The sequence below is a fragment of the Actinokineospora sp. genome (genome assembly GCF_050699995.1).
Lineage (GTDB): Bacteria > Actinomycetota > Actinomycetes > Mycobacteriales > Pseudonocardiaceae > Actinokineospora.
Window position 1 is genome coordinate 1 of the sequence record NZ_JBOHGC010000345.1, and the last position, 15,707, is coordinate 15,707.

14 protein-coding genes are annotated in these 15,707 nt (G+C 69.0%); 3 read left to right on the forward strand and 11 right to left on the reverse strand.

Going from position 1 to position 15,707, the window contains the following annotated elements:
* The coding region (locus ACRDSQ_RS16955) for a hypothetical protein (RefSeq protein ID WP_431422299.1) at positions 1-3,135 on the forward strand (3,135 nt) is incomplete at its 5' end.
* A 114-nt stretch (positions 3,136-3,249) separates the two neighbouring features.
* On the opposite strand, the gene ACRDSQ_RS16960 is transcribed toward ACRDSQ_RS16955, so the two are convergent.
* The 9 genes from ACRDSQ_RS16960 to ACRDSQ_RS17000 all read right to left on the reverse strand — a co-directional run bounded on the left by ACRDSQ_RS16960 (position 3,250) and on the right by ACRDSQ_RS17000 (position 10,709).
* Positions 3,250-4,098 carry a diguanylate cyclase domain-containing protein gene (locus ACRDSQ_RS16960; protein WP_431422301.1) on the reverse strand — a complete coding sequence of 283 codons (849 nt, stop codon included), beginning with the start codon at positions 4,096-4,098 and terminating at the stop codon, positions 3,250-3,252.
* A gap of 98 nt (positions 4,099-4,196) precedes the next feature.
* Positions 4,197-4,985, reverse strand: a complete 789-nt coding sequence (locus tag ACRDSQ_RS16965; RefSeq protein ID WP_431422302.1) for a dioxygenase family protein — start codon at positions 4,983-4,985, stop codon at positions 4,197-4,199.
* Between the two features lie 327 nt (positions 4,986-5,312).
* A complete protein-coding gene (gene dnaB / locus ACRDSQ_RS16970; protein ID WP_431422304.1) occupies positions 5,313-6,692 on the reverse strand; it encodes a replicative DNA helicase in 1,380 nt (459 codons plus the stop codon).
* Between the two features lie 429 nt (positions 6,693-7,121).
* Positions 7,122-7,580 carry a 50S ribosomal protein L9 gene (gene rplI, locus ACRDSQ_RS16975; RefSeq protein WP_187221945.1) on the reverse strand — a complete coding sequence of 153 codons (459 nt, stop codon included), beginning with the start codon at positions 7,578-7,580 and terminating at the stop codon, positions 7,122-7,124.
* Between the two features lie 14 nt (positions 7,581-7,594).
* Positions 7,595-7,843, reverse strand: a complete 249-nt coding sequence (gene rpsR / locus ACRDSQ_RS16980; RefSeq protein WP_054053205.1) for a 30S ribosomal protein S18 — start codon at positions 7,841-7,843, stop codon at positions 7,595-7,597.
* 59 nt (positions 7,844-7,902) lie between these two features.
* Entirely contained in the window at positions 7,903-8,403 is a 501-nt protein-coding gene (locus tag ACRDSQ_RS16985) for a single-stranded DNA-binding protein (RefSeq protein WP_091376798.1), read from the reverse strand.
* A 19-nt stretch (positions 8,404-8,422) separates the two neighbouring features.
* Positions 8,423-8,713 carry a 30S ribosomal protein S6 gene (gene rpsF, locus ACRDSQ_RS16990; protein ID WP_091377087.1) on the reverse strand — a complete coding sequence of 97 codons (291 nt, stop codon included), beginning with the start codon at positions 8,711-8,713 and terminating at the stop codon, positions 8,423-8,425.
* Between the two features lie 83 nt (positions 8,714-8,796).
* On the reverse strand, positions 8,797-9,645 hold the full coding sequence (locus tag ACRDSQ_RS16995; RefSeq protein ID WP_431422307.1) for a hypothetical protein: 849 nt from the start codon (positions 9,643-9,645) through the stop codon (positions 8,797-8,799).
* Positions 9,646-9,704: 59 nt separating this feature from the next.
* A complete protein-coding gene (locus tag ACRDSQ_RS17000; RefSeq protein ID WP_431422312.1) occupies positions 9,705-10,709 on the reverse strand; it encodes a hypothetical protein in 1,005 nt (334 codons plus the stop codon).
* A gap of 164 nt (positions 10,710-10,873) precedes the next feature.
* Here ACRDSQ_RS17000 and ACRDSQ_RS17005 point away from each other — a divergent pair, with 164 nt between their 5' ends.
* Entirely contained in the window at positions 10,874-11,644 is a 771-nt protein-coding gene (locus tag ACRDSQ_RS17005; RefSeq protein WP_091376793.1) for a deoxyribonuclease IV, read from the forward strand.
* Positions 11,641-13,068: a glycosyltransferase family 87 protein gene (locus tag ACRDSQ_RS17010; RefSeq protein ID WP_431422308.1), complete on the forward strand. Its 1,428-nt coding sequence runs from the start codon at positions 11,641-11,643 to the stop codon at positions 13,066-13,068. Before ACRDSQ_RS17005 ends, ACRDSQ_RS17010 begins: the two co-directional genes overlap by 4 nt.
* Here the strand turns inward: ACRDSQ_RS17010 and rarD are convergent.
* Together rarD and ACRDSQ_RS17020 are read right to left on the reverse strand one after the other, a co-directional pair.
* The gene (gene rarD / locus ACRDSQ_RS17015) at positions 13,065-13,970 is read right to left on the reverse strand and encodes an EamA family transporter RarD (protein WP_431422310.1); all 906 of its coding nucleotides are present in this window, start codon (positions 13,968-13,970) and stop codon (positions 13,065-13,067) included. The two genes, ACRDSQ_RS17010 and rarD, sit on opposite strands and share 4 nt — an antisense overlap.
* A gap of 88 nt (positions 13,971-14,058) precedes the next feature.
* On the reverse strand, positions 14,059-15,678 hold the full coding sequence (locus ACRDSQ_RS17020) for a glycosyltransferase family 87 protein (protein WP_431422313.1): 1,620 nt from the start codon (positions 15,676-15,678) through the stop codon (positions 14,059-14,061).
* Positions 15,679-15,707: the final 29 nt, after the last annotated feature.

The following is a 15,707-nucleotide window of genomic DNA, read 5'->3' on the forward strand; positions in this document are numbered from 1 at the left end:
CTGCCCACCGAGGTCCTGCCCACCGGCGGACTGCCCAGGACGGGGCTGCCGACGACGGGACTGCCGACGACCGGGCTGCCCACCGAGGTCCTGCCCACCGAGGTCCTGCCCACCGGCGGACTGCCCATGACGGGTCTTCCCACCGAGGGTGTTTCCACCGACGGTCTGCCCACTGCCAGTCTCCCCACGGCGGGTCTGTCCACCGCCGATCTTCCTACCGACGGTCTGCCCACTGACGGTCTGCCCACCGCCGGGCTGCCCACTGACGGTCTGCCGACCATGGACGGCCTCGCGCCCGTCGAAGGCGCCCTCGCGGGTAGCCCGCTGAGCACCCTGGCCCCGACCGGCGTCTCGCCGAAGTCCCTCGGGTCCGACAGCGACATCTTCCGCGGCAACAAGATCGTCGGCGACCTGGTCGTCCCGATCGACATCTCCGGCAACGCGATCGCCATCCTCGGCGACGCTTATGTCGAGAACTCCTCGGACCAGACGGTTTGCCACGACCACCCGATCGTCACCGACGGATCGCACGACGGCCTCGCGGGCAACGTTGTCTCCCTGATGTGGGCCGCGCCCATTCAGATCACGGGCAACGCCATCGCCGCCGGCGGCACCGCCGACTCGTACAACACCTCGTCGCAGACGGCCAACGCCGACGGCGACATCGAGACCGACGGCCACGGCGGTGCTCTCTCGGGCAACGTCCTGGCGGGCCAGGGCGCGACCCCGGTCCAACTCGACGGCAACGCGGTCTCCGCCGCGGGCATCGCCATGTCGGACTCGGCGAGCTCGTCGGACGCCACCTCCGGCGGGACCATCCTGACCAATGGTGAAGACGGCGCGCTGTCCGGCAACGTGGGCGCACTGCCCGTCGCCGTCCCGGTGCAGGGCAACGGCAACGCCGTGAGCCTGGTCGGCATCGCAGGCACCCTCAACTCCAGCAACGCGTACGCGCAGGCAGGCGAAGAGACCCCGGGCATCTTCGGCTCGGAGAACTACATCACCACCGACGGCGCGCCGAGCGCCGGTTCGGGCAACATCGTGCAGCCAGCGCTCTCCGGCCCGCTCGCCGTGAACTGCAACGCGCTCGCGGGTATCGGCATCAGCGAGTCGGTCTGCGACAGCAGCGGCGACGCCGCCGCAGGTGGCGGCAACATCACCTCCGGTGAAGAAGGCACGCTGGCGGGCTCGATCGCGCACGCTCCCGTCGCGATCCCGACCCAGGGCTCGGGCAACGCGGGCGCCGTCATCGGCAACGCGACGACCGACTCGGTCAACGCCGTCTCCTCCACCGCCGGTGGCGACTCGTACACCATCGGCGACGACAGTGTGCTCTCCGGCCTGGTGGCCGAGCCCTCCGTCGCGGCCCCGATCGACGCCTGCGGCAACACGGGCGCCGGTGGCGGCCAGGCGGGCGCGGTCTGCGTCAACGACAGCTTTACCGAGGCGGGCGGCGACGCCGGCACCACGGGCAACGACAGCGTCGGCAGCGGCAACGCGGGCACCGTCCCGGTCGCTCTGCCGGTCGAGGGCCTGGGCAACACGGTCGGTGCGGCGGGCACGTCGGAGACCACCACCACCGAGAACAAGGTCACCAGCTCGGGTGGCGACAACAACACCGTGGATGATGCGGGCACCCTCGCGTCCAACCTGGCGACCGTCCCCGTCGCGGGCCCGGTGCAGCTCACGGGCAACGGTGGCGGCGTGATCGCCGACACCGACGCCCACACCGACACCACCAGCGACATCGACGCGGGCGGTTACTCGAAGGCCAAGGGGGACGGCGGCTCGCTCGCGGGCAACATCGCCCAGGTGCCGGTCGCGTTCCCGGTCCAGGGCTTCAACGACGGCGCGACTGTCGTCGGCCACGGCACCCAGACCGGCACGAACGACGTCGACTCCACCTCGGGTGGCTGGGCGCAGACCAACGGCCAGGACGGTTCTGGCACGGGCAACGTCGTGAGCGCCCCGGTCGCGGGCGCGGGCCAGCTGTTCGGTTCGGGCGCAGCGGTCCTCGGCTCGAACGACGCCGCCGCGCAGAGCACCACCGACTCCACCGCCGGTGGAACGGTTGTCACCTCCGGTGAGAACGGCAACATCGCGGGCAACGTCATCGCCGCGCAGCTGCTGCCGATCGTGCAGGGCTTCGGCTTGTCCGGTTCGGCGATCGGTGGCCAGGACACGGCCGCCGGTGCCAACGAGACCAACGCCGTTTCCGGTGGCGACATCACCACCAACGGCGACTTCGGCCAGCTCTCGGGCAACCTGCTCGACGTTCCCGCGGCCGCCGTCTTGCAGCCGCACGGTGACGCCGTGGCCGTCCTGGTCAGCGACTCTCTCGCGGTTTCGGACAACCTGACCAACGGCACGGCGGGTGGAACCTCCACCACCTCCGGCGACATGGGCAGCCTGTCCGGCATCGACGGCGACCTGCCGATCGGCATCAACGCGCCGATCTACAACGTGCCGGTCGAGATCCTGGCCGAGGCCATGACTTTCGCCACCAACGAAAGCAACATCACCGTGGGCGAGGACACCCCACAGCTGGAGCTGCCGCAGACCGGTGGCCTCGAGGCCACCAGCCTGCCGTCGATGCCGCGTCTGGGCTCGCTGCCCATGGCGGGCAAGGCCCGTACCGGTGCGGCCGACCCGCTGTCCGGCCTGCTCGGCGGCCTCGGCGGCGGCGACATGCTGGGCGGCCTGCTCGGTGGCTTCGGCACCGACTCGCTGTCGGGCGTGACCGGCGGCGTCCCGTCGATCCAGGAGCCCATGGCCGGCAACCCGCTCGCGGGCTTGACCGGTGTGACCGGTGAGCTGAACGGCAAGAAGGTCAACCTTCCCGCGCCGACCGCCCCCAAGCCCGCCGCCCCGCGTTTCGCTGCTCCGGCCATGCCCGGCCTGGACAACCTGCGCGGCGTGTTCTCGGGTGACCTGTTCCAGGCTCCGAAGCTGGACAAGCTGCCGGTTCAGACCCCCGCCCTCGCGGATCTGAAGACCCCCGCCATCGCGGGTCTGAAGACCCCGGTTGCCCTGCCCACCGCCGCGGCCCCCCGCACGCCTGCCCCGGCGCTGCCCTCGCTCGACGACACCAAGGCGAAGCTCGCCGGCGTGTTCGGGCACTTCCCGATCGGCTGACCACTGATCGGCGCGATGGGCCCGGGGTTCACTACCTCCCGCTCCGGGCCCATCCCCCGCTAGGAAAATGAGAAAGGCCCCGCCATCCAGGCGGGGCCTTTCTTTCGTGTTGGTTCAGCTTTCCCGAAGCCGGGTCTCCGCCTGGGACACCAAGCGGTGCACCGTGCCGTCGCCGCCGCTGGTCGACCAGCCGGTCCGAAGAACAGGGTCGATCTCCCGGTCACCGATGCGCCCGGCGCCCTCGGCGACCACACGGATCCGCGCGGCGAGGTGTTCACCGGTTCCCGAGGAGTGATCGGTGACGACGGCGAACGTCCCGCCGGTGTAGCGGGCCACGGTCTGGTCGGCCCGCAGTCCCGACCGCAGCCGGTCTGCCAGCAGTGCCAGCAACTCGTCGCCGCGGTCGAAGCCGAGATCCCGGTTGACCTTGCCCAGACCGCGAAGATCCGCGAGTACCAGCGTGGTCCGGGTCCCGTGGATCCGGGCCCGCACCAGGCTTTGCTCGATCCGGTCGAACAGCAGCGCGCGGTGCGGCAGCCCGGTGGTCGGGTCGAGCAGGCATCGCACCGGCTCGGACTCGACCGGGCGGATCACCAGCAAGATCATCCCGCGTCCGCGGTGCGTGACCGGGTGAATGTCGGCCCACAGCCTGCGGTACGGCCTATCGGCCCGGGTCACCACGAACGGCATGGTCGTCGACGATCCGGCGCGACCGATTTGGCGGGCCAGTTCCGGCATGCTCGGAACCGGGGAGCCGGAGTCGTCGCACAGGCGCCAGTCCGGAGGGTTCGTGCCCGCGCGCAAGTGGTGCGGCGGCAGGTCGAGCAACTCCGCGGCACTGGCGTTCGCCACCACCACGGACCCGTGTTCGTCGTGCAGGACCAGCCCATACGGGAGTTCCGCGACGAGGTCGTCCCAACCGGAATCCGGCACGAGAGGTGCCGCTAGGTGAACCGCGCTCATCGGCCCGCGCCTTCCGTCGCCGAGACTTGCGCAGAACCCTTCCCTGTCCCCCTATGCCAATTCAAGCACCGCATACCACCCGTACCGGTGATCTTTGGTCAATCGAATTGCCAAGAGCGCTTCGCCAAACCGAACCAGAACCCCTCGATCACCGAACGTTGAGTACGAAGAGTGTCCACAGTGGTGCCGAGCGCGACGAACAGCGGCGCGAAATGCTCGGTGCGCGGATGCGCGAGCCGCGCGGCGGGCGCCTTGTTCTCGAAGTCGAGCAGTGAGTCGAAGTCCCCGGACTCGATCACCTTGTCGCCCCAGTCGTCGAACTCGCTCGACCACGACGGCGGCGCGTGGTCCGGGCCGAGGTGCGGAGTCATCGCGTGCAGGTTGTGGGTGAAGAACCCGCTGCCGATGATCAGCACGCCTTCGTCGCGCAGCGGCGCGAGCTTGCGGCCGATATCGACAAGCGCGGCAGGGTCGAGCGTGGGCATCGAGATCTGCAACACCGGCACATCGGCGTCGGGATACATCTCGACCAAGGGGACGTAAGCGCCGTGGTCGAGTCCGCGGTGCGGGTCGTCAGCGGTCGGCGTCGCGGGGCCGCGCAGCAGACCACGCACCTTCGCGGCCAGTTCCGGCGCGCCGGGCGCGGGGTACTTCACGTCGTAGAAGCGCTCGGGGAAACCGCCGAAGTCGTAGATCAGCGGGACGGTCTCGGTGGCCCCCAAGGTCAGCGGCGCCTCCTCCCAGTGCGCGGACACGATGAGGATCGCCGTCGGCTTGTCGATGGTCGAGGACCAGTCGGCGAGCTGACGCGTCCACAACTGGTCGTCGGCCAACGGCGGAGCGCCGTGGCTGAGGTAGAGGACCGGCTGCCTGCTCGACGTGGTCATGTCGCCATCCCGTAGAGGTTGAATGTTCAACATACCATGACGTCGGTGCTTGCTGAAGTATTCCAACCAGGTCAGGACCGGTTTTGGTTTTGGGCCATCCGGACGAGCACGTGTGGTGATTCGCTTGTCAGGGTTCCGCCGTAAAGTGGCCGGGTTGGGTCAAGCGCCCCGAGTCCGACGTCGAAGCCGCTTGGCTCGACCTGCCGCGCCGCACGGTCATGCACCGAGTGGTCCGCCGCAGCGTCGCCCGAGCGGCCACCGGTCGCGAGCTTTCAACGGCAACACCGAAACTGGCCGCGCAGGCGACGTCCGATGCTGGGTCCGTGCTCAGCCCTGGGCGAGGTCGGCGAACCGGCTGTAGTGCAACTGGTGCGCGACGACCACGGTGGCCGTCGGACCGGCACGGTGCTTGGCGATGATCAAGTCTGCCTCACCCGCACGCGGGTCGTCGCGTTCCCACGCGTCCGGACGGTTGATCAGCAGCACGATGTCGGCGTCCTGCTCCAGGGAGCCGGACTCACGAAGGTCGGACAGCATCGGGCGCTTGTCGGTTCGCTGTTCGGGACCACGGTTCAGCTGACTGATCGCGATCACCGGCACCTCGATCTCCTTGGCCAGCAGCTTGAGTTGACGGGAGAACTCGGAGACTTCCTGCTGCCGCGACTCGACCCGCTTGCCGGACGTCATCAGCTGCAGGTAGTCGACCACGACCAGCTTCAGGTCATGCCGCTGCTTGAGCCGACGAGCTTTCGCCCGAATCTCCATCATCGTCATGTTGGGCGAGTCGTCGACAAAGATCGGCGCCTCACTGATCTCACTCATCCGCCGCGCGAGCCGCGTCCAGTCGTCGTCGCTCATCCGACCACCACGCATATCCCCGAGCCGAATGCGCGCCTCGGCGGAAAGCATGCGCATGACGATCTCGGTCTTGCTCATTTCCAGCGAGAAGATGACGCTGCTCATGCCGTGCTTGATCGAACAGGACCGCGCGAAGTCCAAACCCAGGGTCGATTTGCCGACACCAGGTCGCGCCGCGACAATGATCATCTGGCCGGGGTGTAGGCCGTTGGTGACCTCGTCGAGGTCGGCGAAGCCGGTGGGGATGCCCAGGGAGTTGCCGCCGCGGGAGGCGATGGCGTCGATCTCGTCCATGGTGGGCTGCAGCAGTTCCTCGAGCGCGACGTAGTCCTCGCTCATGCTGCGTTCGGTGACCTCGTAGATGGAGGCCTGCGCGCGGTCGACGATCTCGGTGACGTCGGCGCCCTCGGCGCCCTGGTAGCCGAGTTGAACGATCCTTGTTCCCGCTTCGACGAGCCTGCGCAGGATCGCCTTCTCCGCGACGATCTCCGCGTAGTAGCCGGCGTTCGCCGCTGTCGGGACCGTCGCGATCAGCGTGTGCAGGTAGGGGGCGCCGCCGACTCGGCGGAGTTCGCCGCGGCGTTCGAGTTCGGCGGAGACCATGATCGGGTCGGCGGGTTCGCCGCGGCCGTACAGGTCGAGCACGCAGTCGTAGATCATCTGGTGCGCCGGGCGGTAGAAGTCGCCGGGGCGCAGCGCCTCGATCACGTCGGCGATGGCGTCCTTCGACAGCATCATGCCGCCGAGCACACTCTGCTCGGCCGCGAGGTCCTGCGGTGGCTGCCGGTCGAGACCGTGCTCGGGGCCGCTCGGCATCGGCGGCAAAGAGCGGTCATCGGTCAGCGCCACGCGGCCCTCCTTCGCACATCTGTTCGGTCCGACGGTACGTCGGCACGGCGGCACGGCGACATTTCGGTGCCGCCGGGCCGACGCTAGAACCCCGATCGGCCGCTTGCAAACGACCTTGGGGACACAACTGTGGATAACTTGTGGATGCTTTGGGACACCTGCGTACAGCTGCCCGCGTACCTGTGTACAACTTGGGGATAACTACATCAGTCTCATAAGAACGCCCAGGTCAGAGGCTGTGTACAAGGTGTGGAGAAAACTCTCCCACGATCGCCCGGCGTGTCGCGATTAATCGCCGCTTCGGCGTGTCGTCACGGGCGTCACCCCGGTGGGTGAACACGACCTGTGGACAACTTGGGGACAGTGGGTGCGAACGCGAAACCGCCCCTTCCGCTCGCGGCGGAAGGGGCGGTTTCGGTTGGACGGGGGTCAGCCCGCCGCGTTCACCTCGACGGTGAAGGCGGCGGTGACGTCCGGGTGGAGCCGCACGTTGACCGAGTGCTTGCCGACCGTCTTGATGTGGCCGGCGAGGTCGATCGCGCGCTTGTCGAGCACCGGGCCACCGGCCGCCTTGACGGCGGCGACGATGTCGGCGGTGGTGATCGAGCCGAACAGCTTGCCCGAGTTCGACGCGGCCTTGGCGGCCAGCGGCACGCTGCCCAGTGCGGTCAGCGCTCCCTTGACCTCCTTGGCGTGGTCGAGGTCGCGGATCCGGCTGGCCTCCTGGGCCCGGCGGATGACCTGGACCTGCTTCTCGGCACCCTTGGTGGCGAGGATCGCGTAGCCCTTGGGCAGCAGGTAGTTGCGGCCGTAGCCGTCCTTGACCTCGACGGCGTCGCCGGGGCCACCAAGTCCACTCACGTCAGTGGTGAGGATGAGCTTCATGATGCGTCTCCTCCTGATCAGCGAGCGGTCGAGGTGTAGGGAAGCAGGGCGACCTCGCGTGCGTTCTTCACCGCGATGGCGACGTCCCGCTGGTGCTGGCTGCAGTTGCCCGTCACGCGACGCGCGCGGATCTTGCCGCGGTCGGAGATGTACTTGCGCAGCAGCGTGGTGTCCTTGTAGTCGATGTTCACCGGACGGTCCTTCTTCACGTCCTTGCAGAACACGCAGACCTTCTTCTTGGGCTTGCGAATCGGTGGCTTGGCCACGTCTTACTCCTGGGTTCTATCTAGTGAAAGAGTCTGGGGTGAGCGCGGTGCAGTGCGCTTTAGAAAGGAGGCTCGTCGTTGAAGCCGCCGCCGCCACCGCCGCCTGACGGAGGTGCGGAGCCCCACGGGTCGTCAGCGGGCGGAGCGGACTGGCCGGAGCCACCGCCGCCGTAACCGCCGCCGCCACCGGTGCCTCGGCTGACCTTGTTGACCTTGGCGGTCGCGTACTTGAGCGAGGGGCCGACCTCGTCGACCTCAAGCTCGATGACCGTGCGCTTCTCGCCCTCGCGGGTCTCGTAAGACCGCTGCTTGAGCCGTCCGCTCACGATCACCCGCGAACCACGGGTCAGCGACTCGGCCACGTTCTCGGCCGCCTGTCGCCAGATGTTGCACCGCAGGAAGAGCGCTTCGCCGTCTTTCCACTCGCCGCTTGCCTTGTCGAACGTGCGGGGGGTGGACGCGACCGTGAAGCTGGCCACGGCAGCACCCGACGGGGTGAAGCGCAATTCAGGATCGGCGGTCAGATTCCCGACCACCGTGATCGTCGTGTCACCAGCCATCGTTTGCCTCCCTGTCCCGTCAGGCGTTCTCGCGCCGCATGACCTTGGTCCGCAGCACGGATTCCTGCAGGGACAGCTGGCGGTCCAGCTCCTTCACAGCCGCGGGCTCCGAGATGATGTCGAGCACGGCGTAGATGCCTTCGGCGTGCTTCTTGATCTCGAAGGACAGGCGGCGCTTGCCCCAGATTTCGACCTTCTCGACGTTTCCGCCCGACGTGCGGATCACGTTGAGGAACGTGTCGAGCGACGGAGCGACAGTGCGCTCGTCGAGTGTGGGGTCGAGGATGACCATAACCTCGTAATGACGCATGAAGACCACTCACCTCCTGTGGACTCGCGGCCACGGACATTCCGTGGCAGGAGGGTCTGCGGACAGAGCGTAACAGCGGCCGGTCAGGCCCTGCGCAGCACCCAGGTGCGGACCAGTGCACCAGTGACCACCGACAACGCGAGAACCGCCAGCAGGATCGGCAGGCCGACGGTGTTGCCCGCACCCGCGGGCAGCGCCTGAGCGTCACCGGCGGTGCGGAAGCCCGCGGTGTCGGTGTCGCCACTCAGCAACCCGAATTCCGGGCTGTAGCCGGGGATGCTGCCGTAGCGGGCGCTGGGCGATGGCACGAACAGCCCCGCCTTGGCGAACGGGATCGACCCGTAGTCGCGCTTGGCGGCCCCGGCGAGCGCGGCGCCGTCATAGAGTCGGAGCTGGTCGGGCACGGTGTAGCCGCCGACCGGCTGGGCGTTCGGGGTGGTCGCCGGGTTGCCCGCCGGGCCGCCGGGCTTGTTGCCGGGGGCGGTCTTCGACGGGTTGAGCGCGCGCACGGCCATGCCGCACTTCTCGGTGATCAGCTGGTGGACGCGCGCGACCGCTGCGTCGGTATGCAGGACCAACTCGCCCATCGGGCGCACGACGGTCGCCACGGCGTCCGCGATCACCGACCCTGGGATCTCGCCCGCTCCGTCGGGGACCTCGCCGACCGGGATCGACGCGCCGAGCGGGAAGGCGATGCCCACGGCCGTCCCGCGCAGCATGCCCAGTCCCTCGGTCTCGCGGACGGCCTGGCTGACCAGGCCCGCGACCGCGATCCGGGCGAGCGTGACCGGCTGGCCCTTGAAGGCGATGACGGACTGGGAGCAGTCCACGGCGACGAACGGTATGGGGGCCGCACCGGCCTGCGCCGGTCCGAGGGAGACCGCGGCACCCGCGGCGAGCAATGCGAGAGCAGAGCTGATCAGTCGCCGCACCCGGTACACCCTTCCGTGTCGTACGCCACTACCGGGTGAACGATAGACCGGCGATCAAGTCACGCGGTCATGCGGCGGAGAACCCAGGTCCGGACCAGTGCGGCGGTGACGCCGGACAGGGCCAGCACGGCGAGCAGGATCGGGAACGCGATGCGGTTGCCGCCGATCGGGGTCAGCGCGTCGGCGTGGCCCGCGGCCTGGACGCCGTCGGTGTCGTTGTTCGTGCCGAGGATGCCGAACTGCGGCGAGTACCCGGGGACGCCGCCGCCGTAGCGGACGCCGGGCGACGGGGAGAACAGTCCGGCCTTGGCGAACGGCAGGTTCGAGTAGTCGGCCGTCGGCGAGCGGCCGAAGTTGTAGTTCGGGCTGAAGAACATGCCGCCCGCGCTGGGGACGCCGCCGACCACGGGCTGGTTCGAGCCCGGGAGCGCGCCGCCGCCGTTCGAGCCGCCAGGGGTGCCGCCGGTCCCGCCGCCGGGAGCGCCCGGGGTGGTGCCGGGCGGCTGGGTGGGGTTTGTCGGGTTGCCGGGCAGTGGCAACGCCGCCACACCCTGCTCGACCGCGCCCGCGACAGCCTTGGTGCCTTCCTGGACAGGCGCGGCAGCGGTGTTCACCACGGTGACGACGACGGCGCAGCCCGAGGTCAGTGCGTCCTGCACGCCGGTGACGATGCCGCCGAGAACTGGCCCGATCAGCGGCACACCTTGGATGGCGCTACGGATGCGGGGCACGGCCGCGGCGGCGATGGTGCCGCCGGAGATGGTGGTGTTGGCTGAGGGGATGGTGCCGATGGGGATGTTGCCCATGCCGGAGACAGCGGTGCTGACCCCGCCCGCCAGGGTCCCCCCGACCAGCGGAACCGCGCGGACCACGGACAGCACTGGGTCGAGGACGGCGGCGGGGCTCAGGGAGATCGGGGTGCCAGGAGTTCCCTGGACGCTTGTCGAGCAGTCGCCCAGGACGATGGGGGACGCGGCCGCCGCGGTGCCGGAGGTGAGGCTTGCGAGCGCTCCGCCCAGCACAAGGACGAGGCCGGTGGCGAACGTCTTGTAGCGGCGTCGCATGGTCACCCCTTCAGGATACCGACAAGTAGCTTCTATGAAAGAAACGACGGTAACCGCTCATCGTGACGGCGACCAGGCCTGATTAGGTGCAAATCACCCGTGCAGGGCATCTGCTTGCCACCGAGGGTCTTGTCTGTGGGTGCCGACGACTACGCTCGCGATCCATGAGCATCGGTGCCCATGTCCGCGACGACGACCCCGTCGGTGCCGCGCGCGAGCGCGAGGCCGAGGTCGTCCAGTTCTTCCTGTCCGACCCGCAGAGCTTCAAGGCACCACAGCCCCATCCGCAGACCGCGGAGTTGCTCGCGTCCGATCTGACGGTGTTCGTCCATTCGCCCTATCGGGTGAACATCGCCTCGACGAACAATCGGATTCGCATTCCGTCGCGAAAGCTCGTCGTGCAGCACGCGGAGGGCGCGGCCCAGGTCGGAGCCAAGGGCCTGGTCGTCCACGGCGGCCACCTGGGCGCCGACGAGGACCCCGCGATCGGGATCGACAACTGGCGGAAGTTCTTCGAGCGGCAGCAAGCCGACGGCGGCTTCGCGGTGCCGATCCTGATCGAGAACACCGCGGGCGGCGACAACGCCATGGCCCGCCGCTTCGACATGCTCGCCCGGCTCTGGGACGCCGTCGGCGAGTTCGGCGCCGGTTTCTGCCTCGACACCTGCCACGCGTTCGCGGCGGGCGAGGATCTGGTCGACATCACCGATCGGGTGATGCGAATCACAGGGCGGATCGACCTGGTGCACCTGAACAGCTCACGCGACGAGTTCGGCTCGACCCGCGACCGGCACGCCAACATCAAGACTGGCACGATCGACGCCAAGCAACTAGTCGACGTGGTCGCGGCGGCAGGCGCCCCGGTGGTGGTCGAGACCCCGTCCGACGGCCAGGCGGAGGACATCGCGTTCCTGCGCGAGGCGCTCGGCCGGTGAGCGCCGTGCCCGCGGGGGTGGCGGTGTCAGGGAAGGCGGAAAGCGCAGTGCCCGAGGCACCGCAGGACAGTTCGACGGTGCTCCGGCTCGGTCGCGCGTCTCTGGCCCTGCTCGTGCTCCTCTGCGGGTTCACCCTGCTGCTCGGCTTCGCGAACAAGGACAGGTGCGCGGGCCCCGAGTTCGACCAGTGGGGACGCAGCGGGCCCGACTTCCACGAGCGCAAGTACGCCGACGTCTGCTACTCCGACATCCAGTTCCTCTGGATCGGCCGCGACGTCGACCGCCATGTGTTCCCGTACGTGCACGGGTCGATCAACGAGAACGGTGAGCTCGCGGGCGGCACCGTCGAGTACCCGGTGCTCACCGGGCTGATGATCTGGGCGGGCGCGCTGTTCGCCGACACCGACGCGGGCTTCCTGCTGGCCTCGGCGCTGCTCATGGCGCCATTCGGCCTGGTGACGGCGTGGCTGCTCGGCAGGCTCTCGCGCTGGCGGGCGTTGATCTGGGCCCTGTCGCCGCCGCTGGTGCTCTACGCGTTCCACAACTGGGAGCTCCCGGTCGTGCTGTGCGCGGTGGCCGCTGTCTACGTCGTGCACCGCGGCTGGGGCAAGCGCGGTGTCGACCGCCCGCTGATGCAGCGTGCATCGGTGAGTGCGGTCCTCCTCGGCCTCGGGTTCGCGTTCAAGCTGTATCCGGCGATCTTCGTTCTCCCGCTGATGCTCTTTGTCCTGACCGGTGGGCGGGGCGGCAAGGAGCTGGCCGAGGGCAAGACCCGTGACGTGGCGGGCATGGTCCGGGTGGCGCTGATCGCGGTGGGCACGGCGATCGCGGTCAACATCCCGTTCGCGGTCGCGGGCTTCGAGGGCTGGCTGGCGTCGTTCGTCTTCCAGGGCCAGCGCAAGGCCGACATCACGGCCAACTCGATCTGGTTCTGGGGCTTCCGCCCGGACTCCGACCCGGGCAACGACTCGGTGCAGGAGTTCATCAGCTTCGCCTCACCGGTCCTGGTGATCGCGTCGTTCATCGCCGCGTGCGCGGTGGGCTGGGTCCGCTACCAGCGCGAACGCACATACCCGTGGGTCGCGGTGTCCGCGGCGATGCTGTGCGGCTTCCTGTTGCTGCACAAGGTCCACTCGCCGCAGTACACGTTGTGGCTGGTCCCGATGTTCGTCCTGCTGAGGATCCGCTGGGGCTGGATCGCGGCGTACTTCGTCGCCGATTTCGCCATGGGCGTCGGCATCTTCCTGTGGTTCGCCAGGATCGCCGCCCGGCTGCCGTCGGGTGTCTACGACAGCTTCAGCGCCCAGCTGGTCATGATCGGCGTGTGGGGACGCGCGGGCCTGTTGGTGGGTCTGTTCATCGCGTTCCTGACGGCGGATTTCGCGGTCGACGAGGACGAGGTCGAGACCCCGGCGCGGGTCTAGACCAACTCGGCCTGGCGCTCGATCGGGCGCAGCGCGGTCCGGCGCCTGCTCACCAGTGATTCCACGGTGATCACGGCAAGCGCCAGCCACACCAGGCCGAAGCCGACCCAGCGTGCCGTCGTCATGGCTTCGTGGAACACGAGCAGGCCGACCGCGAACTGGACGACCGGCGCGGTGTACTGCAGCAGGCCGAGCGTCGTCAGGGATACCTTTGTCGCCGCCGTGCCGAACATCAGCAGCGGCACCGCCGTGATCACGCCGGTGCCCACGAGCAGGACCGCCTGCAGCCAGCCCGCCTGGCCGAAGGTTCCGCTGCCGCCGGCGAGCAGGAATGTCAGCGCGATGGGGGCGAGCACCATCGTCTCGATCGTGAGGCCCTCGGTCGACCCGACGTCGGCCTTCTTCTTCATCAGCCCGTAGGTGGCGAACGAGAACGCCAGGATCACCGCGATCCACGGCACCCGGCCATAGTCGAAGGTCAGTTCGACCACCGCGGCGAACGCGATGGCGAGCCCGATCCACTGACCGGGCCGTAACCGTTCGCCGAGGACGACCACGCCGAGCAGGATCGTGACCAGTGGGTTGATGAAGTACCCGAGCGAGGTCTCCACGACCTGCCCGCTGTTGACGCCGTAGATGTACACGCCCCAGTTGACCGCGATCACCACGGCGCCGACGCCGATGAATGCCAACCGGCGGCGGTCGGCGAAAACGGCTTTGAGCCGGGTCCAGCGGCGGGCCACGATCGTCAGAACCGCGACGGCGACCTGTGACCAGACGATGCGGTGGGCGAGGATCTCGATCGGACCGGCAGGTGCCAGGAGCGGCCAGTAGAGGGGGAAGAAACCCCAGGTCAGGTACGCGCCGAGACCGAGGAAGAAGCCTCGTCGCTGTCCGGACACCGGGTTCCTCCTGTGACATGGCGCCGCCTTCGGCGGCGCGGCGACCGAGCGGGCGGGCCGTCAGGTCACAGCGCGAAACCCCGCATCGTTATTCCACGAGGGCAGGGGTGCGGCGGGGGAGGATGAATTTGTCCGGGGCGCCGTCGAGCACGCCGCCCGCCGGGTCGTCCTCGCCGTACTGGCGGACCAGGTCGCGGGCCGGGCGGTAGATTTCGTAGATCACCAGGGCGCACAGGGCCAGGACCGCGATGTCGCGGGCGACGACGAACCCCAGGAACCAGTCCTCGGGCAGGCCCTTCTGGCTCTCACCCAGGTAGTAGGCCATGCGCGGGGCCCAGACCAGGGCGTCGATCGTCATCCAGGCGAGCAGCGGTTTCCAGCGCGGGATGGCCAGCACGGCGATCGGGACGAGCCACAGCGAGTACTGCGGGCTCCACACCTTGTTGGTCAGCAGGAACGCCGCCACCACGAGGAAGGCCAACTGGGCCACCCGCGGCCGCGTCGGCGCGTGCCAGGCGACGAACGCCACGCCCGCGCAGCACAGCAGGAACAGGGCGGCGGTCACCAGGTTCAGCACCGTCGGCGACTCGCCGAACGCGAGCGGACCGTCGAAGCCGGACCAGCCGGTGAAATGCATGATCACGTTGTAGATCGAGTCGGGGTCGGCCCCCCGGTCCGAGTTGCGCCGGAAGAACTCACCCCAGCCGCGCCGGGTCGCTTCCGGCAGGAAGATCGTGGCGTTGACCGCGGCCCACGTCACCACCGCCGCGACCGCCGTCCGCGCCCACACCTTCGTGTGACCCGACCGGATACACAGGACGAGCAGCGGCCCGAGCAGGAACAGCGGATAAAGCTTCGCCGCGCCACCGAGCCCGAGCAGGATGCCCGCGAGCACCGGTTTCTTGCGCGCCCACGCGAGCAGGCCCGCGGCGGCGAATGCGGTGGCGAGGGTGTCGAAGTTGGTGAACGCGTGCACGATGACCAGCGGCGACAGCGCGATGAACGCCGCGTCCCACGGTCTGCGCCGCGCTGTGCGGGCGACCGCCCAGATGGTCACCAGCCAGGCCAGCGCCAGCCAGAACGCGCTGATGTCGAAGTAGACGACCACCGGCAGCCCACTCGGCAGCCACCCGGCGGCGGCCAGCGACACCCAGCCCTGGGCGAGCTTGGCGTTGAACCACTGGAACATCCCGGTGATCACCGGGTACTCCATGAACCGCTCGTGCTGGGTCGGCTTGCCCTCGTCGTCGAACCAGCTGGTCAGGTACGGGAAGCCACCCTGGTCGAGCCGCTCGGCGGAGTACAGCGGGACGATGTCGGAGTAGCACATGGCCACGAACTGGCGGCCGGATCGCCAGTCCAGCTCCAGCTGCCCGTTGCCCGCGTCGTACTGCTGGATACAAGGCGCCTTCGCGAACCACCCAAGGGTCAGCGCCACCACCCCGATGAGCAGCGCGGCCCGCAGCGGCGTCCAGAACCAGTGCCTGCCCACGGCCGCGTGCCTGCCGGTCACCCCACCGAACGGCGCACTGGCGTGCCGGGCGAGGGACTCCCCCCACGTCGGCCGCACGCGCTCGCGGGGCCCCAACGACGCGGTGTCATCCGTGCCCACCTGCCCCGACCCGGGCGACTCACCATCTTCGACTGACACGCGCGCGATGCTACGGGCAAACCCCGCTGGAGGACGCGGCAACGGCGATCTACTCATCAACAGACAACGGACGGGTGGGCGCAAGA

Bases quoted from the DNA above. Each gene is read 5' to 3' on its own strand.
- ACRDSQ_RS16960 (WP_431422301.1), bottom strand. From the start codon at position 4,098: ATGAGCGCGGTTCACCTAGCGGCACCTCTCGTGCCGGATTCCGGTTGG.
- ACRDSQ_RS16965 (WP_431422302.1), bottom strand. From the start codon at position 4,985: ATGACCACGTCGAGCAGGCAGCCGGTCCTCTACCTCAGCCACGGCGCT.
- ACRDSQ_RS16985 (WP_091376798.1), bottom strand. From the start codon at position 8,403: ATGGCTGGTGACACGACGATCACGGTGGTCGGGAATCTGACCGCCGAT.
- rpsF (WP_091377087.1), bottom strand. From the start codon at position 8,713: ATGCGTCATTACGAGGTTATGGTCATCCTCGACCCCACACTCGACGAG.
- ACRDSQ_RS17000 (WP_431422312.1), bottom strand. From the start codon at position 10,709: ATGCGACGCCGCTACAAGACGTTCGCCACCGGCCTCGTCCTTGTGCTG.
- ACRDSQ_RS17005 (WP_091376793.1), top strand. From the start codon at position 10,874: ATGAGCATCGGTGCCCATGTCCGCGACGACGACCCCGTCGGTGCCGCG.
- ACRDSQ_RS17020 (WP_431422313.1), bottom strand. From the start codon at position 15,678: ATGAGTAGATCGCCGTTGCCGCGTCCTCCAGCGGGGTTTGCCCGTAGC.